A 23,409-nucleotide genomic window follows, 5' to 3' on the forward strand; every position below is an offset into this window, starting at 1 on the left:
GCCAATCAAGTTAGTGTTTAAAATACTATCATATTTTTAATAAAGAGTCAAACATTTTTTAAAATTTTTTTCATTTCGGGTTTTAAAGCCTTATGAATAGTAATTTTGAGCTTCAAAAATAAAAAAAATTAGCTATTTAATGCTAATTTTGTCACGATAGATGTTAATTGTTTTGATTTTATTACCTCGTGGTGCAAGTGTTAAATGCACAGCATTAAATTGAGCGGGGTTATTAGAAGGTAAAAAAGCTACCATTGAGTTATAGCGCATTTTGCGATACACTTCATCATAGTTAGCGCCAATAGCGCTATCACAAGGACCGGTCATACCCACATCTGTAATAAAAGCAGTTCCGTTTGCTAAGATTCGTGCATCATTAGTTTGCACATGGGTGTGGGTTCCCAATACTGCCGTTACTTTTCCATCTAAATAAAGTGATAAAACATTTTTTTCACTTGTTGTTTCAGCATGGAAATCAACAAGGTGATAATCAGCCTCATCATTAGCAATAATGGCATCAATGGCATCAAAAAAAGAATTGGCATATTCTTCACCTCAGGGTGGTAATAGTTTATTAAAGATAATCCCCATTAAAGATGTAACCCGTAAACTAATGCCATTAATGTTAAAAACACGCGTCCCTTCGCCTTGGTATGAAGCATCGATGTTAGCTGGACGGATAATATCATTATTATTAATAAAAGTTTGAATTTCTTTTTTTGATCAAACGTGATTTCCGAAGGTGAAGGCATTAATTCCTGCTGCTTTTAAAGTTTGGTAATCTTTTCGATTCATACCTTTACGACCAGAAACATTTTCTGCTTGACAAATCACAAAATCAAAATCAGCCTTAGCTTTAATAATCGGTAAGTATTTTTCAACCGCAGCAATGCCGGATTCTCCAAATACATCGCCAATAAAAAGAATTCTTAATTTTTTGTTCATAATTACTTAGGATTATAGTACTTTTAAACTGCTTTTTAATAAATTTGTTAGGTTTTTTGTCTCATAATTTGTATTTTTGTGTTTTAAATAATTCTAATTTTAAAAGTAAAAAAATTTTAATTGATTTAATAACAAATTATTTAGTTAAAAATTAGCTTAATTTAATATAATAAGAAAAATTAAATTTAGGAGGCTTGCCCATGAAAATTGGATCAGAAAAAATTATTTTAAAAGCAATTGAAAAATATGACAATATTTTCATTTTTCACCATATCCGTCCTGATGGTGATTGCTTGGGTTCACAATTTGGTTTAAAAGAAATTATTGAATTGAATTTTCCTGACAAACAGGTTTTTGCTGTTGGTGATTCAAAAAATATTTTAAATTTTTTAGATTTTAAACATAATAACGATTTTACAACGCAAAATTTCCACAATTCACTAGGAATTGTAGTTGATGCTTCTAGTTCAAACCGGATTGAAATGAAAGAGTTAATTTTGGAGGAAAAATTAACTGCAATGGCGCGGATCGATCACCATCCTAATGATGCTAACATTAAGTATGATTACAATTGAATTGATTCATCATTTGTGGCAGCTGCGGAACAAATTGGTTATTTTGCTTGAAAAAATAAGTTAAAGTTAAATCAAAAAGCCCGAGAATATATTTATTTAGGAATTTATACTGATTCGGGTCGCTTTTTTTATAGCAACACTTCAAGTAGAACTTTTGAAGTGGCAGCTTTTCTAACTAAAGGTGGCGAATTAGATATTCAAAAAATTAACCGTTATTTAGCAGTTCGTACTAAACAAGAAATTGCTTTTAGTGGTAATGTTTTATCAAATTTCAAAGTTCAAGATGGAGTAATTTATTATCATGTAACTCAAAAAGTAATTGCTGAGCTTGGTTTATCATATGAACAAGCGGCAGGAGTAAATATTTTAGCTAATATAGAAAATTACCCAATTTGAATTTTCTTTATTGATCAAGGTGAAGGTGAGATTCGGGTAAGATTGCGCTCAAATGGTCCTAAAGTTAATCGAGTTGGACGTCTGTTTAATGGCGGGGGGCATGATATGGCATCAGGAGCAACTATTTATAGCAAGCGCGATATCAAAAAAGTCGTTAATGCTTGTGTAGCGTTATTGAAAGGAGAATTAGATGAAGCCAGATCCTAAAACAGAAGCAGCGGTGCAAGAAATTGCACAACTAATTCAACAACATGATCATATTGTTATTTTTCATCATATTCGCCCTGATGGTGATTGCCTTGGTTCCCAATTCGGGCTAGGTCAGTTGATTCGTGATAATTTTCCTAATAAAAAAATTATTTTAGTTGGTGATTCAAAACAAAGTTTTAGTTTTTTAAATTTTAAACATCATTCTCTACCTAGTGATGAATTTTTAGCATCAGCACTCGCAATTGTTGTTGATGCTAACTATAAAGATAGAATTGAAAAACGTGAGCTGTTAGATAAAAATTTATTTAAAACAGTTTTACGAATTGATCACCATCCTAATGATGATGATTTGGGACCTAACACTATTCGTTGAGTTGATGCTAGTTTCATTGCTGCGGCCGAACAAATTGCGGCATTTGCCTATTATTCAAAGTGAAATTTAACTGCTAAAGCAGCACAATACATGTATTTAGGAATTTATACTGATTCAGGTCGCTTTTTATATAATAATACAAGTGCACGAACATTTTATTTATCAGCTTTTTTAATTGAGCATGGTGTTAATATTGGTTATTTACATAATCGCTTAACCCAAAATTCATTTAATTCTTTAAAATACCAAGGATTTGTACTTAATAATTTTCAGCATCAAGATAAAGTAGTTTATTTTGCTATTGATTTAGAAACACAAAAACAGTTAGGATTAAGTCCTGCAGCAGCTGTTCGTCCTAATTACCTTGCTAATATTAGCGGGTTCCCAATTTGGGTATTCTTTAGTCAAGAGGCTGATTTGCGCTGAAGAGTTGAATATCGCTCAAACGGGCCTAGTGTTCGCAATGTCGCTATTAAACATGGGGGTGGTGGACATCTAATGGCTTCGGGATCAATTGCTAATAGCGAAGCTGAGTTTGCTCAAATTATTGCTGATTGCAATCAAGAGATTATTGCTTGAGAAACAGAACAAAATAAACGATAATAAATTGAAAGATTTTTAAATGTATTCCAAACTTTACCATTTAATAGGTAAAGTTTTTATTTATTATTTAAAATTAAAAATAAAAAAACAGACTTTTGCAAGCCTGTTAAATGATTAAATATTAACCTTTGAATGTTCCATCAATATTTTTAACTAAGTAATCAATTAGTTTTAATTTTTCATCATCGGTAGCCATTGTGTTTCCTGATTCAATTGGCATAAAGAATCCAATCTTTTCTTCAGGGATAATTGTCACATATTTAGTTAAGTCAGCATAATCGCTAGACACCAATCTTTCCCCCTTAGCACGGAAATACATGAAACCAAATGTGCTGTCTAAGCCCAGAAATGATGTAGTCATTTTAGTTTTAAAAGCATTTTTAATTGCATCTACTGCACCTGAACCAGGTTTTGCAGCATCTTTTGCAGTAGCTTCCTGAATTTTATAAAATAATTCTGCTACAGAGTGGTTAATATCAAATACTCTTCCTTTGTTATTGCTCACTTTTCAAAGTGATTTTTCCAATTCATTTATATTAACCGTTCCTCTAAAACCGGTAATTAATAAATCAAGTTCTGGTAAATCATTTAGTTTATTCAAAGTTAATTCATATGCAATTTCTTCTGATTCAACTTTGTAAGTCTCTTTGCCATAATTTCCATTTTTAACTAATTTAACTTTTAAAATAGCTTTTGTATCATCGGTAGCATCTACTTCTAAACTTATAGGAACATAATCAATATTTTCATCCTTATTAATTTTAAAGTATTTTTCAATTACAGCTTTTTTAGCTTTATCATCAGTTGCTGCTTTAAATAATTTAGCTAAATAATAAGGCCCTATAATAGTTTCTGGGAAAGAAGCTAATGATAAATCACTCTGAGTTGGTTTTGTTGTTTTATCAACAGCTTGGAAACCTTCTACCTTAACTCATCCATAATATGATAAATATTGGTTAGCTTTATTTTGAAATTGTAATTTTGCATACACTGTTCCCGTTTCATCATTAACAGTCACAATTGGATCTGTATCTTCACTACTTTTTCGCACTAATGATAAATCTCATTCATCAGCATTTTCGGCTAGGACAAAATTTAAAAAATCACCTAATAATTTTTCATTAGCAAATGTATAAGCCGGAATAGTTGCAATTGTTTTAGTTAAAAAATTATTTTTTAAATATAAATTATCTTTTGCAAGACCAATTTGTTTATATTTGCCTAATTTGTAATATACCGTAAATGGGAAAGAATCTCAATTTTGAAATTTATTATTTCCTGACTTGATTGTATTTTGTCTAGCATTGGTAACTCTATCATAATTCCAAATAATCATTGATAAAAATGTTGAAGGGTTGTATGGAGTAACCGTAAAATCAGCATCATATGCATATGAACCTAATAAAATATTATAATTATAGGCTTTAAAATAAGCATCTAAATTAGCATTTTTAGCTGTGTAATCTGTGCTACTACTTGGTTGAGTATAATTAGTTAATTGACCATCATCGGGACTAACCGGAATCATATAACTTCTTTCTGTATAGTTGCTTTGGCTATTATTTTTTTTATAACCTTTAGTAGCGATAGTTACGTGATCTGCAAAATTATTAATTTCACTTTCACTACCTTGAAATGCTAGATAACCATAAAAATCTTGTCATTGTTTTTGTGTTTTTAATGCAGTAAAATGACGTTCCATAATAACACCATAGTTATCACCGGTAAAATCTGCACCAACTACATTATTAACCTGCGGTTTCTGTCATGATAAGGCTGAAGTTTTAGTTAAAGGAATATATTCTTCATTAAATAACGTTGCATTAACATTTGTATTTAAATTAAATTCTTTAACACCAGCTTTTATTAAATCTGTGCTTGGGTCGGAAACTTTAACTAAACGCACTTCGTTTATTTCATTAACGGCAAAGTTTATTTTATCGTTATTAGCTAATTGCAAAATTACATCATAACTATTATCATCAGAAATTTTAGATAAATTGAATTGAATTGAGTTATTATCAGCTGGTGTTTCTCATTCTACATTTTCTTTTTTAGGTTTAATTCTTCATTGTAATCTTAGGTTTTCATTAAGTGGGAAATCATTCCCTAAATTTCTTAGCATAAATTTTAGTTGCGGTGATGTTAAAAAATTGCCTTCAACACCAGCGAATGTAACAATTCCCGGAACTTCGTATTTAAATGTAGTGTTAATTAATGAATATTTTGATAAATCATCCCTATCAGAATTTAACTCCCGGTATTTAGGCAATAATCTAATATGATAACTAACTCCCGGAACTAAATTCTCTGCAGTTGCAGTTGCTTTTTTAGCTGAAGCATCAAAATCGTTTAAATCAAATTCTAGCGTTTCACCATCAGTACCAATCGGTTTTAATGAAAGCTTCATTTCTTCAGGTTTATAAAATGTTGGTAAATCTGTAATTTCATATAAAAGTTTGCCATCGGTGTTGCTTACCAATTTAAAATCAGCTTCAAATTTAGTTTTTTCAATTCTTACATTTGATTCTAAAAATCTTCTAGATGATGTTGCTTTATCTAAAATGTTAAATTCATATTCTGAATCACTTTCAATTGGGAATACATTAGTTGAATTTCCTTCAGCTAGTGCAGATAAATCACCTTTTCATTGACTGCCTAGATGTCCATTCAAAACTAATTGCATATCAGAAATGTTTAAATTAGATTTAGGCGATGTAAAACCAGAAAAACGCGCTGCAGCATTATGATTTGAAATAATTACCTTATGCTTATTAATTCCTGTTGCGAAATCAACAACATGCGGAACTAGTGTAGTTGAAAAGTCAATAGTTTGTGAAACCACAGTTTCTTCATTATCATTATCAAAAACAAATATTGCTTGGTAATCAGTTCCATTTTCTAAATTAGTTAATTCTTGAATCACTGAATTTTGTGTTCCAAGATTAACTAATGTTTTTTTAACATTATTTGCTTCACCATTTTTTCAATATTTTAAATAAAAATTAATTGAAGTGTCATTATTTTTAAGATCGATAAGACTTGATAAATTTGAAATATTAATATTAGCTTTAGTATTTGAAGTGTTTAATGAGTTTAATTTTACTAAACTTTGAGCACCTAATGTATAAACAACTGATTGAAAATCAATGTCTCCTTCTTTCCCGCTTAGGGATAATTGAATTACATATGGTGTATTTTCTTTTAAACTGCCAATCTCACCTTTAAAATGGTATGACTGTTTATTGTCATCTAGTTCATTTTTTTCAGCGATTACAGCAATTCAAGATGTTTTTTCTGGTGCTTCACCATTTTCGCGATACTCCCAATACTTTAAATAAATTTTATTTTTATAATATTCTTCATTCAATGTTTCTGAAGCGAAATTAATTGAATTTTTTTGAGCAACAAAATTAACTTTAGGAATATTAAAAGTATTAAAAATTCCACTTGCTGAAACTGTTTTATAGTCTGAGTTTAAAATTTGATAACTATAGACAACTCTACGATCTAAATTTCCTAGTTTAAAATTTAATGAATTTTCATTATTTGTTTTTTCTAATGCAATAATTTGTGGATTAGGATTTGGTAAATTGGAATCTCAATATTTGATATAAAATTTTTCACCATTAAAATTTTCTAAATTAGAAATTTGAAAATTTACGGATTTATCTGAAAGCGGGACTACATTTGATAAAACTTGTTGGTTAATAGCTTCGCTGTTTTTTTGTCTAGAACTAGGTTGTGTTAAAAGGCTTGCTGAAATGACTCCAGCAATTCCCAAACTAAATACTCCGCCAGCAACCGCTGCATACTTTAATGTGTTTTTTCTTTTTTTATTTTCCATAATTTTTCACCATATCTACTAAAACTTTTTCTAAGTCGGCAATAGTTCCTTCAATCCCTTCACTAACAGGAGCATAAAATCCTTTAGTTGTAGTTTTATCAACTGATGTACTTCCACTACCTCCATTAGTAACTGGTTTTAATGGAGTTGTTCCCATTGGAGAAAAGAATAAAAATCCTAATTCTTTTAAATTACCAATCGGAAAATCTGTTGGGTTATTAATAATTTGGTTAGCTATTTTTTTAACTTCTGCATCATTTGATTCCGAATTTGCTGCGTCTTTAGCTACCGCTTCTTTCATCAGTGCTAAAAAGTCTGGGTATGTTAAATTAAGTGCATAACCTTTACCATTTTTTGTAGGTGCTGTATCAAATCCTGTAATGCCTGATTTTTCCATTGTTACACCTTGATTATCTTGGGTATAAGAGTTTCCATTAGGGAAACCTTTTGATAAAAATGGCAAGTTATTTAAATCATTTAATGGTACAGTAACTTGAACATTTGCTTTTTTAGGTTCGCCAGGTACTCCTCATTTGTAAAGTGTTTTAGTAATTTCTAAATTTAAAACTAATTGATCATATGCAATTCCAGCACCTTTTGGTTTAAAATCTACATTCGAATCTTTCAAAACTTTGAAATAAGTTTCGATTAATGTTTTTTTAGCATTTTCATCCGCTGATTCAGTAAATTCTTTAACAAATCTATAATTACCAATAGCTTGATCTGGGTATAAGCTGAAATTAATATCTTGACTAATAATTTCTGGATTAGATTTTTTCAATCCTTTTAACACAATGTAAAAAGAAAATTCTGTTCCAGTTCCAGAAGTTTTAGGCGTAGCTTGAACTTTCAACCCTAATTCTCCTGTTGCATCATTTGGTAAAATATCATCTTCAGAATTTACAGATAAATTATATATATTAAATTCTGCTCCATAATTTAATTGAAGAATTTTAGTTAAATAATCTTTTTTAGTTTTAAAAAATGCAGGAACAATTTGTGATAGTTCTTTTTTATAATCTCATTTTAAATAAAGATTATCTAGTGAAACTCCAGTTTCTTTAAATCTTTGAATTCTAAATTTAAACCCTTGAACAACTGCTTCTCAATCTTTAAATTTTCATCCAGAACCCATAAAACTAGATGGTTTTACCGGATTTGCTGATGAAAAAAAATTAGGTCCTACACCACCGATTTCAATACGTTTTTTTGCAGGACTATCATTTGCTACATCACCTTCTCTAATTAAATTTGCATGTTTTTCTATAAGATCATCACCTGGATAATCAGAGATATCTAGCGGTGAAAAAATATAAATTCTAGTTGGTCCATATTGTGAATCGCTAGTATTCATGTAATTTTGAAAACCATTTTTAATGTTATTTCCAAATGTTTGAGTATCTGCATCTCCATCATTACCAAAGGCTAAATATTCGTATAAATCAACTAATTTTTTCTTGGTATTAAAATTACGGTAACGTTGTCATGGTTCGTAACGTTGGACACCACCTAAATAATCATAGTTAACAATGTTGTCAACTTTCGGTCTTTGAAATTTTTCTTTTAAAACATTATTAATAAAATCTGTATCCGTTGTAACGCTTAAAACTTCCGCTGTAACAGAATTATTAAATTTAAATTCTGTATTACCTTTTTTGATTAAATTAACTTTACTTGAATCATCTTTATTAAATAAACGCACTTCATTAACTTCGCCTAGTCAGAATTCTTTAGTATTCCTTACAAAAGAAAAAGACTTTGCATCATTAGCTAACTCTGTATTATTCTCGATTTTAAAATTATGAGAATTTTTTTCATTAGGTTCTTCTCATTCGGTAGTGGGATCTTCCGGTTTTTTTCTTCATTGTAAAGTTAAATCTTGTCCAAAAGGAAATGAATCATCAATTTTTGATAATTCAAAAGTAAAGTTAGCATCACTTAAAAATTCTGTAGGTGCAGCTGCGTTATATCATGTTCCAAAATCAAAAGTTAAATATCCTTTTGTCTTAAATTCTGTTAATGATTCACCTAAAAAATTATATTGTTTATTTTGAACTAAACTGTAGTTAGGAAATACAGCAACCCCATATGATTGTAATGGTTCTAGATTATCAAAAGTAACATTTGCTGTTTTATTATCTTTATCAATTGTTGAAATAAATTTAAATTTAACTGGCTGATCACCAAATGTACCATCAGCTTTTTTATCATATAAGTAAGCTACCAATTCATTTTCTTTATAATCTGCAGGTAATTTTGTAAACTTCACTGTTGCTTGATTATGTGTTACTTCAGTATTTTCGATTGTTGCTGCCATTTCAACATTTTGATATGTAAAATTAACAGTTGCAATTTGTGGTTTTGCATAATCTTTATCACTTTTTTCAAATAAATTAAAATTATATTTTTTATTATGTTCTAAGCCTGATACAAAAAGACTAGAAATTCCAAAAACTAAATTTGGTAGCTCAAAAGTTTTAGCAGTTGCTAAAGCATCAGTAACTTTGGTATTTGCTTCGCCTTGCCAAAATACAACTTGCATTGTTTTAGGGTCAATTGATTGCTCGTGATTGTAAGGATTTAAAAAATCTGTAAATGAAACTATAACTTGAGTTCTTAAAGGTAAAAAATCATGTCCTTCTTTATCTAAAAAGATTTTTTGCAATCTAGGTTCAATGTTAGTTACAAAATCTAATCTTGTTGATAACACTTCTTCATCTGAAGAATCCTTATCAAAAATATAAATTTGATAAAGGTCACCTTTGTTTAAATCTTTTAAATCCAAAGTAATTTCATCTGCATTTTGTGGCAATGTTAAATCAACAGAAGTTGCTTTTGAATCTTTTGAAGAAATGTATTTAAAAGCAAATTTATCTTTTTCTCTTCCGAATTTATTGAAGAATTTTTGAATACTTGCTACTTTGATTTTTGCAGTTGTGGTATTTACTTCTAATAAACTCAATTCTAAATCATTTTCACCAGCGGTAAAAAATTCTTTTTGCTCCATTAATGGGACTTCATTATTATTAATTGAAATTGAAACTAAATACCCAGTTCCTGGGTTTAGATCAGCCATCTTAGCCTTAATATAATATTCATTTGGATTATTTTTAAAAGGCACAACTTCAGCTTTTTCTTTTCTAAAGCGGTTATCACCTTCTTTTGAAGCGGTCGCATAAGAAATGTAAATATCACTATCTTTTAAACGAGGATCTATTTTAGTTGATTCAAAAGAAATTTCAGTAGTTGTAGAAACTGCTTTAAAACTTGGATTACTATAAACGAAAAAATCTTTTATTTCTTGTAAAAGATTACCATTTGTATCCAAAACTCTTGCAGAATAATCTTTACCAGGTTGTAAATCAGGAATAACAGCTTTAACACTATTTAAAGCCCCGTCTACAGATGCTTTTATTGATTTTTTTGAATTTAAATTACCATTTTCCCAATATTCAACTATAACTTCTGAATTAGATGGATTAGGTAAAACTTGCGTTAAACTTAATACTAAATTATTGTTTTTTACCCAAAAATTTGAAGCAGTTTTAGTAACTACTTTAAACTCGTTTTCAGTGTTACTTTTAGATAAAAAATAGCTCAAAGGAGTAATTACAACGACCGCTAAAGCCGCTGCTCCACCCCCTAAAAATAACCATTTTTTTCGATTTTTTGGCTTTGATTCCATAAAACCTTCCTTTTATAATATTTAATTAGATTAGTAAAAACATTTAAATAGAATTTTACTAGTTATATATTTTAATACAAAAAAAAAAAAAAAAGAAAAACTAAACTTAAAGTATAGTCTTAAATTTAAGTTTAGTTTTTAAAATAATTTTAAAAAAATTTTATTTTTTTTAGCTAAATATTAATTTTTTTAAAAAACTTTAATGTTTTTTGTAAATTTTTGTAAATATTATAAAAATTTAATAGCTAAAATAAAATTAAAATTAAATATTAAAGTTTTTAAAAAAATAAAATAAAAAAGATCTAATTTATTTATGTTAAATTTTTAATTAAGATTAAATACATGAAATTTTTAGTTTTTTTTTTTTTTTTGATTAATTTTATAAGTTTTAATTTGTCCAACTAAATAAAGTATCAATTATCTTGACTTCATCTTCTTTGCTTAACATTGTATTATCATCAGCAGTCTTCATTAAGAAACTAATATTTTCATTTAAGAAAATATTGTCATTTTTTTTCAAGTCACTATAATTTGTAGTAACTAATTTTTCTACTTTAGCTCGGAAATAAACTACCAAAATTGTTGAGTCTAAACCATTAAATGAAGTAGTTAATTTTGTTTTAAAAGCGCTTTTAATTGCATCAATATTTTCTGTAGTTGAACATTTAGCATCCTTTGCTTTTTGCTTCTTAAATTATGTAAAATAATTTTCCATTGAGTCATTAATATCAAACATTCTAACTTTATTTTTTGTTAAATTTAATGTTATTTTATAAATTCCGATAAAGTTTTATCTGCCTTCATACTAGACTCTAATAAATCTACTTCAGGTAATAAAGCTAATTGTTTTAATTCAAATTTCATAACTTAATTCCTCTGATTTAACATTGTATTAAGTTTTATTGTCGATACCTTTTTAACTAATTTTAATTTAATAATAATTTAAGTTGTATCCGTTGTTTTTATTTCGAAACTAATTGGTTTAAAGTTAATATTTCTAGCTTTATTTAATTTAAGTATTTTTTAATTAATACTTTTTTAGCAACTTCATCAGAAGCATCTGAAAATAATTTTTCTAAATAATATTGTTTCATATTGGATATGTTTCAATTTTTAAATTTATTTAATGTGTTTGAAGATTACAGTTTTCATTTATTTTCAATATTATTATATGTATAATTCGCCATCGAAATAAATGTTGAAGAGTTATACGGAGTTACAGAAAATTCTGCATCATAAGTATATGATCCAAAAAATAATATTGTAATCATTTGTTCTAAAATGTGTGTCAATGTTTATTGATTTTGTTGCATAACCAGTAAAAGGGTTAATTTTTTAATTCAGCATTATTTGGATCTAATGAGATTAAATAATTTCTTTGGTTGTATAAATTTTTTGCATTTCCACTGGATTTATATCTTTAAGCTGTGACTGTTAAATGATTAATAAAACTATTGACATCATTTTCATTTGCTTCAAAAGCAAAATAAACAATAAAATCTTGTTATTGTTTTTCAGTTTTTAATCTTGTAAGATGACGTTCTAAAACTAAACCATTTTTATTAGCTATTTTTAGTTTTTAAAAGTTTTTTTGTTCATTTAATTTCAGTAGCAATAATTGCTTCTAAATCATATTTAGGGGAGTAATTAATAATTTTTTGAGCTTCTGAAATATCTGCCACTAGTTTTGAAGGATCGCCAGGGCGAGCAGCAGTGTAGGTAACATCCAATTTTTGTTTTAATACTTTTTCAAATGTTGCAATAACTTCTTGATTTGAATAACCAATTTGGCTGCCAATATTAATTTCGAAATTTTTATTTTGTTCATCTAACAAAATTTGTGCAGCATCAATATGAGCTGTAGCTAAATCACTAACGTGAACATAATCACGAATGCATGTTCCATCAGGTGTAGGATAATCATTTCCAAAAATATTAATAGACTCTTGGTTTAATGCTTTATAAGTAATAACTGGAATTAAGTGCTTTAGTGGCTTCCTTGAACTAAAAATAAAGCCATTTCTTGCTTTAATATCTGCACCAGCAACATTAAAATAACGCAAAATTGCATATTTCAAGCTATAAGCTTTTGAGCAATCGCGGATAATTTGTTCTGCAAATAATTTAGATCATCCATAAGGATTAATCGGTTGTAATGATGCAGTTATTGCAATTGCTTGATCATTTTTTGGTTCGCCATAAACCGCTGCAGTGGAAGAAAAAATAATATTTTTAACTTTAAATTTTTCCATAACTTTCAAAACTTGAAGCGGCCCCAAAACATTATTTTCATAATATTCTAAAGGTTGATTTACAGAATCGCCAACAAAAATGCTCGCTGCTAAATTTATTACAACGTCAATTTTGTTTTCACTAAAAATTTTTATCAATAAATCTAAATCTTGTGAATTTCCTTTATAAATTTTAATATTATTAAAAAAATCATGTTGATTTCCTGTTGAAAAATTATCTAAAATAATAATATTTTGTTTTTTATCTAAAAGTTGTAAAGCAATTTGGCTGCCAATATATCCAGCACCACCAATTAATAAATAAGTATTCATTTTATGATTTCTCCAAAAGATTTTCTATAATTTGATTTAATAATTTTTTAAAATTTGCATTTTTTAAGAATATTTTGATTAAATTTCTTGTATGTATTTCAATTCCACAAACAGCATTATTTTTTGTGAATAATTTATTGTTTTTTATTATATCAAATGCTAAGTTGGATAAATCAACAAAGTTTAAATAAAAAAACCTGCAATATTTAAATTGCAGGTTTTACACTTTGTTTTTAATCAACTGAATAGTTGTTAATATTAGTGATTAAATCATCTAAAATTTTAGCTTTTTCTTCAGGTGTTGTCATTGTATTATCATCACTTACTTTCATTAAAAAGCCAATGTTTTCACTTGGTAAAATAGTGTCATATTTGACTAAATCACTATGATTAATTGTTGCTATTTTTTCACCCTTAGCTCTAAAATAAACAAATCCTAATGTGTTATCTAAGCCATCGAATGAAGAATTTAATTTTGATTGAAAACTTGTTTTAATTGCTTCTATATTTGCTGTTCCGCCATCTTTAACATCTCGAGCTTTAGCCTCCTGAATTTTATAATACATTTCAGCCATTGATCAATTAATATCGAATATTCTACCTTTTGGTTTAGTTAATCCTAAAGTTATTTTCATCGAATCAGATAATGTTTTATCAGCTTTGGTATTTGTTGACAATAAATCTAAATCTGGTAATCCTGCTAATTGATTTAAGCTTATTTCATAGTCATAAATTTCTGATTCAGTACTAAATTCAGTATTTTTATTAATTCCTTTTTTAATTAGCTTTAATTTAAAAATAATTTTGCTATTATCAGTTGCATTAATTTCTGCACTAATAGGGACATAATCAATATTTTGAGCTTTATCTAATTTAAAGTATTTTTCTAATAAACTTTTTTTAGTTTCCGTAGTTGCCATATTAAAAATGGCTTCTAAGTAATAAGGACCAATAATCGCTTCTGGTAGCTTAGTAATAGTTAGCTCATCTTTTTTAGGTGCAACTTTGTCAACCACTTTGAAGTCACTAATCTTAACTCATCCATAGTATGATAAATAATTATTTTCATTATTTCTAAATCGTATTTTTGCAAAAACTTCACCTGTTGTATCATCTACAAAAACATTTTTAGTAGTTGCTAAGGGGTTTGATTCGAATAATGAAAGAGTTCAAGCGGAATTTTCAGAAGCAAAATTTATAAAGTCTTCTACTCTTTTTTCGTTATTAAAAGTGGAAGCAGGAATTTCAGATTTAGCTTTTAATAAAAAATTATTTGTTAAATAAAGATTGTCTTTAGCTAATCCAATTTGTTTATATTTTCCTAATTTATAATAAACAGTAAATGGAAAAGAATTTCAATTTTTAAATTTATTTGAAGTATCTAAAACTTCTAGTTTTCATGCTTTTTCACGATTATCATATGTATAACTCACCATAGAAATAAATGTTGATGGATTATAAGGTTCAACAGAAAAATCAGCATCATAAGCATATGAACCAAATAAAATATTGTAATTATTATTTATAAAATAATTATTAATGCTTGTTGATTTATCATCAGCATTATCTGCTATAGGAACAGCATAATTAGTTAGCTCAGCTGTTGATGGAATTGCTGATACTAAATAATTTTTGTGTGTATATTGATTTGTTGTATTCTCAATCGTGTAACCTTTAGCAGAAACTGTTAAATGATCAATAAAATTATTAACTTCAGCATCAGTTCCCGTAAAAGCTAAGTATCCTAAAAAATCTTGTCATTGTTTTTCGGTTTTTAAACCCAGAAAATGACGCTCCATGACTGCACCATAATTTGTCCCATCAAAACCGGAACCAACAACATTATTAATTAGCGGTTTCTGTCATTGCAATGTTGATGTTTTTGAAAAGGGAACATATTTTTCATTAAATAATTCTGCATTAACTTTTAAATCGAAATTAAATTCCTTTTCACCCGTTTTAATTAAATCAACATTAGGTTCGCTGACTTTGATTAATCTAACTTGATTAAATGTATTAACACCAAAATTAATTTTTTCATTATTCATTAGTTGTACAACGATTTCATAACTATCATCACTTGGTAATTCATTTAAGATAAATTCAACTGAATTAGTTTCATCAGCAATTTCTCAAGCTTCATCTAAATTATTAGGCTTAATTCTTCATTGCAATCTTAATTGCTCATTAACTGGGAAATCTCTCCCTAAATTTGTTAATTTAAATTTTAAATCAGGGTTTTCTAAAAAGTTGTTTTTAATCACTGATAAAGTTACAAAACCTTGTACTTCATATAGAAAAACGTCATTTTCTAAAGCATACTTGGTTAAATCGTCTTGATCAGAATTTAATTCTGAGTATTTTGGTAATAAGCGAATTTCATAGCTTGTGCCTTTAGCAAGGTTTTCCGCTTGAAATAAAGCTGTTTGATTTTCGGCATCAAAATCTGTTAACTCAAACTCATGAATAATGCCATCGCCGCCAATTGGCTTAAATACAATTTTCATTTCTTCGGGTTGATAAAATTTCGTTAGATTAGTAACCTTATATTTTAGAATATTATTTTCATCACTAATTTTTTCAAATTCAGCCTTAAACTCCTCAGAAGCAAAAGTTAGTTCTGGGTTTAAAAACTTTTTCGATGATGTCAATGTATCTGTAATGTTTACTGAATATTCTAATTTTGGCTTAATCTCAAAAATATTAATTGAGCTTCCAGCACTTAATGTGTTTAAAACTTTTTTGGTTTGTTCATTTTCTGAATCTACAACTAATAATTGCATATCATTAGTATTTAATGTTTTATGTGGTGATACAAAACCACCAAAACGAACTACGGCGTTTTTATTTGAAAGTAAAACTTTTCTATTTTCTCCATCAGCCAATATATTTGTAAATGATTCAGAAAATGGTGTAATATCAGTTGTGAAAGTTACTGTTGAGGAAGAAATTTTGTCTTCATTGTCTTGATTCATAACAAATACAGCTTGATATTCAGTCCCACTTTTTAAATTTAAAAGTTCTTCAATTAATGAGTTTCTTTCTTTTAACTGAAATTCATGAAATTGAACTTTTTCAGGTTGATTTTTTTCTCAATATTTAAGAAAAAAAGTTGCTGATGAATCAAGTTTACTAATATCTAAAAAAGTGGATAAATTAGAAACATTTAATTTAGCTGTGTTTATTGTTGAAGACAAGAAATTTAATTTCGCACCACTATCAGCACCCATTGTATAAATTAATGTTTGAAAATCGATATCTCCTTCTTTACCACTAAATGACAACTGGATTACATAAGGAGTATTTTCTTCTAAATTATTAATTATTCCTTTGAAATAATAAGATTGATTGACTTCATTTTCTTCATTTTTTTCAGCCACAACTTCTAATAAATTTGTTTGTTCTGGAGCGAAAATACCTGGTTGATATTTTCAATATTTTAAGAAAATTTTATTTGTATAAAATTCATTATTTAAAGAATCTGAAACAAAACTAATAGATTTTTTATCAGAAATAAATGTAATATCAGGAACATTAAATGTTCTAAAAGTCCCTTGATTTGCAATGGGTTTATTATTAGCATCTAAAATTTGGTAGTTATAAACAATTCGCGAATCTAGATTTCCCATTTTTAAAACTAAATTTTGCTCCGCTTGATCAACATTAAAATTTAAAAACTTGTAGTTAGGATTTGGTAAATTGGCTTCTCAATATTTTAAGGTTAATTTCTGATTAATTAATTTTTTTAAATTACTTAAATTAAATTGGACAGAATTATTAGAAACTGGAATCACGCTTGAATATATTTGGTATTCAACACTAGCACTAGATTTATTATTTTGCATCAAAAAATATGACCCAACAGCAGAAGCCCCTAATAAAATAATGCTAGTGCTTAGAGCTAAATATGTTAATTTTTTCTTTTTACTATTGTTTTCCATATTTTTTAATCATCTCCACTAATGTTTGTTCAATTATTTCTATAACTTCTGTTGCTCCTGTGGAAACTGGAGCGTAAAAACCTTTAAAATTTTGATTAAATACTTTATTTTCTTCACCTTGTGATGTAACTTTTACTAACGGTGTAGTTGCCATTGGCACAAAATATAAAAATCCTAGTTCTAAAATATTGCCAATTGGGAAACTTTCACTATTTAAAATGATTTGATATGCTAAATTTTTTGCTTCAGCATCATTAGAATTTTCAATTGCTGCATCTTTTGCAACCGCTTCCTGCATTAATGCTAAAAAATCAACATAAGTTAAATTAACTGCATAACCCTTACCATCTTTTGTAGGATTTTCTGCAAATCCTGAAATATTAGCTAAAGGAATTGCTACACCTTGGTTATCACCAGTAACTGAAGAACCGTTTGGAAAACCTTGTGACAGCACAGGTAATTGGTCTAAATAATCTAGACTTATACCAATTGCAACTTCTTTAACTAGCTCGGTTGATTCTCCTCAATTATGAGTTGTTTTTGTAATTTCAACATTAATAAATAATTTGTCATTTATTACTTCTGCATTTTTTACAGTATAGCTAACATTGGCATCTTTATGTACTTTAAAGTATTTTTCTAAAAAAGCCTTTTTAGCATCTGCATCAGTTAATTTATTTAATTGTTGTGCAAAGTAATATTTTCCAATTACTTGATCCGGATATAAATTAAAATTCACATCTTCAGCAATAATATTTTCATTACTTGCTTTTAATCCTTTTAACACAATAAAGAAGCTAAATGCTTGATCTCCAACCACCTTAGGGGTTGCATTTACTTTTAGACCTAATTCGCCTGTTAAATCATTTGGTAAAATGTCATCTTCAGAATTAACTGTTAAATTGTATTTAGCAGTAATAGAGCTAGGATAAGTTAAGTTTATAACCTCATTTAAATATTCCTTATTAGCTTTAAAAAATGTTGGAACAATTTCTGTAAGTTGATTTTTATAATCTCATTTTAAATAAATATTATCAAAAGTTAAACTTGTAGATTTTAATCTTTGAAATTTGAATTTAACAGCTAGTTTAATTGCATCCCAACTAGAAATTTTAAAACTTGAATTTATAAAATCGCTTGGTTTGATTGGTGCTTCAGATCCAAAAAGCCTAGGGCCATAGCCTCCAAATTCAATTGTTTTTGGAGTTGGAGAGGTTCAAGGGCGATCTAGTTTACCTTCAGATTCAATTTTTTCAGCTTTTTTAAATAATGTATCACCTTGATATTTATTAATATCCAAAGGTGTGAAAATAAATAGCTGATCAATGTTGTATGTTGTGCCTCCATTGATATAATTTTGAAAACCATTTTTAATATTATCAGCAAAAGTATTAATTGAATCTTCATCATTAGAATGCGTTAGGTATTCATATAAATCTACAAACGCCTTGCGATCTTCAAAACCACGGTAACGCTGCCAAACAGCATTAGCTAAATTGCTACCTTGGTAATCTTGATTAACGATATTTTCAACAGCTGGTTTTTGAAATTGATTTTTAAGTAAGTTAATTGTCTCAATATTTTTAGTTTCTGATAATAGGCGAGCAGTTAAGGAGTCATTAAAACTAAATTCATTATTTCCTAATTTAATTAAATTGACTTTTTGAGTGTCATTTTTATTAAAAATTCTGATTTGATTAATTTCGCCTAATCAAAATTCCTTATCTTTTCTATTAAAGCTAAAAGTTTTAGCATCATTAACTAAATTATCTTTATTAGTAATTTGGAATTCAAAAGAATTTTGGGCATCATTTTCATTTCAAGCAATATTTGGATCTGTTGGTTTTTTTCTCCACTGTAATATCAAATCTTGCCCAAAAGGAAAATCATCATCAATTTTTGATAATGTAAAGCTAAAAGTATCGCTGCTTAAAAAATTACTTGGGCTTGTAGGATTATATCAATCTCCTAAATCAAAAGTTAAATATCCTTTTGTTCTAAAAGTTGTAGTTTTGCCTTCTAAAAAATTATATTTTAGTTGTTTTATCGGTGAATAATTTGGTCAAACAGCAATTTTATAAGTTTGTAAAATATCTAAATTATTCAAAACAACTTTTGCAGTTTTATTAGTTTTATCTAGTTCAGAAATAAATGTTTTAAAATTTGGTGTTTCAGAATAAGAGCCATCGGGATTTTGCTTAAATAGCGCCAACTCTAATTCATTAGCTTCATATTCAACAGGAAAATTTGTTAAATTAATTTCAGCACTATTGTGAGTAATTTTTTCATTAGGAAAAATAACATCTAATTCAATGCTATTACTATCAAGTGATGTAGTTTTCATTTTAGGCGAGCTAAATAGTGTATCTTTAATGTCAAAAAGATTAAAATTATATGTTTTGCCTTTTTCTAATTCTGATGCAAAAACATTTGAAAAACCAAACACTAATTGCGGCAAAACAAAAGTTTTTATATTAACTGGATTGATAGCATCGATATTAGATTCACCTTCTCAAAGCGCTACTAACATTTGTGTTGGATCTAATGATTTGCTTCCATCATAATCATTAATAAAATCTGTAAATGAAACAATAACCTCGTTTTTAAGATTTAAATACTTGTGCCCTTTTGTAGCCAAATAAATTTCTTGTAATTTAGGAACTGAATTAGTAACAAAATCTACTTTTGACGAAACAACTTCTTCATCTTTAGTTTTTTGATCATAAATATAGGCATTATATAAATCACCTGAATTTAAATTATTTAAATCAATATTAATTCCATCTTCATCAAGTTTAGAAATAGAAATAGGTATTGCTGAAACAACGCCCGTTTTTGTGGAAATGTAACGCAACGTTAAGCTTTTAGGATCATCCTGATATTTATTTAAAAATTTTACAATATTAGAAATAAATAGTTTTACCGTGGTCTCTGATGCAGCTTTAACAACAAGCGATAAATTATCTTCCCCAATTGTAAAAATAGTTTTATATTTCATTAAAGGTGCATTATTATTTTCGATAAAAAAAGCAACTTCATAACCTGTGTCAGCCTTCAATCCAGTTAACTCAGTATCAATAATATATTCATCCTGATTTGTTGATGGATTTTTTACAGTTTTTAAATTAATAAGTTTTTTAATAAAAGGTGTATTTCCAGATTTACCAGTTTCTCGATAAGATGCATATATGGTAGGCATACCTAGCCGATAATCTAAATAAGTTGATTGCAAATTAATTGAATTAATTGTTGAACTAATTTTAAAAATTGGATTTTTATAAACAAAGAAATTACTGATCTCTTGTAAAATTTGTCCATTTGAATTTAAGAGCTGAGCTGAATAAGTTTGATTTGGATCTAAATTTTCAATTTTAGGATTCAAAATTCCAGTTAATTTTTCTTCTGGAGTTATTAGAATTGGAAGCGATTTTACAATTTGAGGATTTGTATTTGATCAATATTTTAAAGTCAAATCATCATTATTAATATTACTATAATTTTGTTCAAACTTTAAAACTAATGCATTATTTTCAACTCAAAAATTTTTAGCTTGTTTTGTTTTAAATTCTGGGTTACTTAGCTTAGTTTTGGATAAAAAATAAGCTAAAGGAGTAATTACTGAAATAGCTAAAACAAAACCCCCTGCTAAAACTAATCATTTCTTACCATTTTTTATTTTTTCTTTCTTTTCCATAAATTCCTTATAAATAAAATTTTTATAGCAATGTTATTTATTGTTAAATTAATTTTTCATAAAATAAAACAAAATTTTAAATATACTTTTAAAATTTTATAAACTAAATATTTTAAAATAAATACAACATTTAATAAATTTTTTGGGCTTAACAATCAAATTATAAATGTATAATCTTTTTTTTTTTTTTTTTGCAAAAAAAGATGATTAACAAATTTTAACAAATTTATTTTATTTTTAAGTTTTTTACTAGTTAAAATTCAAAATTATGACTAGAATAATTTTTAATAATTTTAAAGCTACTAAAGTTTTAATTTTTTATCAATTTTAAAAAATGTTATATATTCATTAAAAAAACTTTGAATTTTATTTTTTACCTAAATTTAAAAAAGCATTTTAAAATTTTTTTATTTAAAAAAATTTGTTGGATAATAAGTTTTTATTAGTAAAAATTTTAAAATGAAATTATTTAAAATTATTAAATTATATTCAAGTTATTAAATGTAAAAAATTAAAAATACATAGAATAATTAGCAAAAATGAATCTACTATTTTAGTTTTTTATAATTTAAAATTTTTGGGTTAAACTCTTTTACCTCACCTAATTTTAAATTCATCGAATTTAAGCTCAATTCACCTATTGCAATACGATGTAATTTAACAACCTCGTTATCAATATTAAAAATCATTTTTTTAACTTGATGATATTTACCTTCTGTAATTGTTAATAAAATTTCGTATTCATTAATCATTTCTACTTTTCCGCCGGTAATTAAAGTTTTTCCATAATCAATATAAAAAGCATTTTCTAAAAATGCTTTATTTGCTAGTTGAAAAGGTTTTAAAAGTGTAATGCGATAAGTTTTGCCTAACTGCTTTTTGTTGTGAGTTGCAAAATGAGTAAATTGCCCATCATTTGTTAGAAATATTAATCCGGTTGTATCCTTATCCAAACGGCCCACAATATGTAAATTTTGATATTGAGTTGGAATAAATTCCATAATAGTAGGGTGTAAATTATCTTTTAAAGCCGAAACACAGCCTGATGGTTTATGAAAAGCAAGGTAAATTAATTCTTGCTTTTTATTTTTGTTTTTGCTCATAATTTAAAATCACCTCTGCGGCTTTAGCAATCATAGCTCCATTATCAGTGGTGTATTGCATTATAGGAATTAAAGCATTTGGATGTTGTTGTAAAAACATTTCACGAATTGCTTTATTTGCAGAAACACCCCCTGCTAAAATAATGGTTTTAGGTTGGTAAACCTTAATAGCTAAATTTAATTTTTGTCGCAAATATTCTACAATTGTTGTTTGAAATGAATGTGCAATTTCTGCAGAATTAATTAGCTGTTGTTTTTGTTGCGAGTGGTTAATTAAATTAATTACTTGTGTTTTGATACCGCTAAATGACATATCTAGCAAATTTTGAGTTTTGGGAATTGAAAATCTCACATTTGAAACTATTTTTAAATTTTGAGCAAGTTGATCAATTGCCGGTCCTCCCGGGAAACCTAAATCTAATTTTCTAGCAACCTTATCATAAACTTCACCAACAGCATCATCTAATGTTTGCCCGATAATTTCAAAATTTAATGGGTTTTTTATAAAAATTAGTTGGCTGTGACCTCCCGACACTAACAAAGCTAAAGCTGGATAAGTAATTTCATTGTCAATTGCTACAGAAAATATATGACCATAAAGATGATTAATCGGTATTAATGGTTTATTAATAGCCATAGAAATCGCTGAGGCAAATAAATAGCCAATGTGCAGCGCACCAATTAAACCCGGTTCTTTTGTATATGCTACATAATCAATTTCTAAAAATTCTGGCAACGATTTAAATTCCTCTAAAATTATAGCAACGTTATTAACATGTTCTCGCGAAGCAATTTCCGGAATTGTCCCGCCATATTTAGCATGAATATTAATTTGGCTAAAAGTTGCCATTTTAATGACTTTACCATTTTTTAATAAGGCAACCGAAGAATCATCATGTGAAGTTTCAATACCTAAAATTACCATTATTTAGCAACTCCAATGTGTGGTTTTTTAATATAAATTGGTTCAAGTGCTAAAATATCATCAACCTTTGTAAATAAATTTGCAATTTTGATAAAATCTTTTTTTAGTTTTTCATAATTCAATTTCATAATTTGACTAGATTTCACAATTTTAATTTCTGAAATTAAAATTGAATTTTCAACTTCTGCCTGAAACATATCGCTACCACTAGCTTTAATATTAATCATTTTTGCTTGAGGATTTTGAAAAGCTAAAAGTAAAAATGTATTAGTAGTATAAATTGTAATTGGCAATAACTGTGCTAAGGTTCGCGCAAAAACTAACCCAATGCGACAACCAACGAAACTACCCGGCCCTAAATTTAGATAAATACTATCAATATCATTCATTGTTATGTTTTCGCTTGCTAATAATTCTGATAGAGCTAAAGGGATTGCTTCAACTTTTTGCTTTAAATTAATAAACAATTTATTGTTTAAAAAATTAAATTTTTGATCATATAACCCTAAAAACAAATCTTCACCTGTGCTATCAATAAATAATTTCAT

13 protein-coding genes are annotated in these 23,409 nt (G+C 27.5%); 2 read left to right on the forward strand and 11 right to left on the reverse strand.

Going from position 1 to position 23,409, the window contains the following annotated elements; all coding sequences use genetic code 4:
- Window positions 1-132: 132 nt before the first annotated feature.
- Window positions 133-945 (reverse strand): TIGR00282 family metallophosphoesterase, encoded by an 813-nt coding sequence (locus ACW95P_RS00080; protein WP_457961187.1) that lies wholly within the window; start codon window positions 943-945, stop codon window positions 133-135.
- Window positions 946-1,145: 200 nt separating this feature from the next.
- Here ACW95P_RS00080 and nrnA (ACW95P_RS00085) point away from each other — a divergent pair, with 200 nt between their 5' ends.
- Window positions 1,146-2,123: a bifunctional oligoribonuclease/PAP phosphatase NrnA gene (gene nrnA, locus ACW95P_RS00085; RefSeq protein WP_457961188.1), complete on the forward strand. Its 978-nt coding sequence runs from the start codon at window positions 1,146-1,148 to the stop codon at window positions 2,121-2,123.
- Window positions 2,107-3,102, forward strand: coding sequence for a bifunctional oligoribonuclease/PAP phosphatase NrnA (gene nrnA, locus ACW95P_RS00090; RefSeq protein WP_457961189.1), 996 nt, complete (start codon window positions 2,107-2,109; stop codon window positions 3,100-3,102). The genes nrnA (ACW95P_RS00085) and nrnA (ACW95P_RS00090) overlap by 17 nt, the downstream gene beginning before the upstream one ends.
- A gap of 121 nt (window positions 3,103-3,223) precedes the next feature.
- Here nrnA (ACW95P_RS00090) and ACW95P_RS00095 read toward each other — a convergent pair whose 3' ends face one another.
- The 10 genes from ACW95P_RS00095 to tsaB all read right to left on the reverse strand — a co-directional run bounded on the left by ACW95P_RS00095 (window position 3,224) and on the right by tsaB (window position 23,409).
- Window positions 3,224-6,949 (reverse strand): hypothetical protein, encoded by a 3,726-nt coding sequence (locus ACW95P_RS00095; RefSeq protein ID WP_457961190.1) that lies wholly within the window; start codon window positions 6,947-6,949, stop codon window positions 3,224-3,226.
- Window positions 6,939-10,634 carry a hypothetical protein gene (locus tag ACW95P_RS00100; protein ID WP_457961191.1) on the reverse strand — a complete coding sequence of 1,232 codons (3,696 nt, stop codon included), beginning with the start codon at window positions 10,632-10,634 and terminating at the stop codon, window positions 6,939-6,941. The genes ACW95P_RS00095 and ACW95P_RS00100 overlap by 11 nt, the downstream gene beginning before the upstream one ends.
- 388 nt (window positions 10,635-11,022) lie before the next feature.
- Window positions 11,023-11,211 (reverse strand): hypothetical protein, encoded by a 189-nt coding sequence (locus tag ACW95P_RS00105; protein WP_457961192.1) that lies wholly within the window; start codon window positions 11,209-11,211, stop codon window positions 11,023-11,025.
- A gap of 562 nt (window positions 11,212-11,773) precedes the next feature.
- A complete protein-coding gene (locus ACW95P_RS00110; protein WP_457961193.1) occupies window positions 11,774-11,926 on the reverse strand; it encodes a hypothetical protein in 153 nt (50 codons plus the stop codon).
- 270 nt (window positions 11,927-12,196) lie between these two features.
- On the reverse strand, window positions 12,197-13,198 hold the full coding sequence (gene galE, locus ACW95P_RS00115) for a UDP-glucose 4-epimerase GalE (protein ID WP_457961194.1): 1,002 nt from the start codon (window positions 13,196-13,198) through the stop codon (window positions 12,197-12,199).
- A gap of 233 nt (window positions 13,199-13,431) precedes the next feature.
- Window positions 13,432-17,139: a hypothetical protein gene (locus ACW95P_RS00120; RefSeq protein ID WP_457961195.1), complete on the reverse strand. Its 3,708-nt coding sequence runs from the start codon at window positions 17,137-17,139 to the stop codon at window positions 13,432-13,434.
- On the reverse strand, window positions 17,126-20,833 hold the full coding sequence (locus tag ACW95P_RS00125) for a hypothetical protein (RefSeq protein WP_457961196.1): 3,708 nt from the start codon (window positions 20,831-20,833) through the stop codon (window positions 17,126-17,128). Before ACW95P_RS00125 ends, ACW95P_RS00120 begins: the two co-directional genes overlap by 14 nt.
- A gap of 548 nt (window positions 20,834-21,381) precedes the next feature.
- Window positions 21,382-21,936, reverse strand: a complete 555-nt coding sequence (locus ACW95P_RS00130; RefSeq protein WP_457961197.1) for a pseudouridine synthase — start codon at window positions 21,934-21,936, stop codon at window positions 21,382-21,384.
- The gene (gene tsaD / locus ACW95P_RS00135; RefSeq protein WP_457961198.1) at window positions 21,917-22,861 is read right to left on the reverse strand and encodes a tRNA (adenosine(37)-N6)-threonylcarbamoyltransferase complex transferase subunit TsaD; all 945 of its coding nucleotides are present in this window, start codon (window positions 22,859-22,861) and stop codon (window positions 21,917-21,919) included. The genes ACW95P_RS00130 and tsaD overlap by 20 nt, the downstream gene beginning before the upstream one ends.
- Complete coding sequence (gene tsaB, locus ACW95P_RS00140; RefSeq protein ID WP_457961199.1) at window positions 22,861-23,409, reverse strand: tRNA (adenosine(37)-N6)-threonylcarbamoyltransferase complex dimerization subunit type 1 TsaB; 549 nt, start codon at window positions 23,407-23,409, stop codon at window positions 22,861-22,863. The genes tsaD and tsaB overlap by 1 nt, the downstream gene beginning before the upstream one ends.

Source organism: Mycoplasma pogonae (assembly GCF_054170725.1).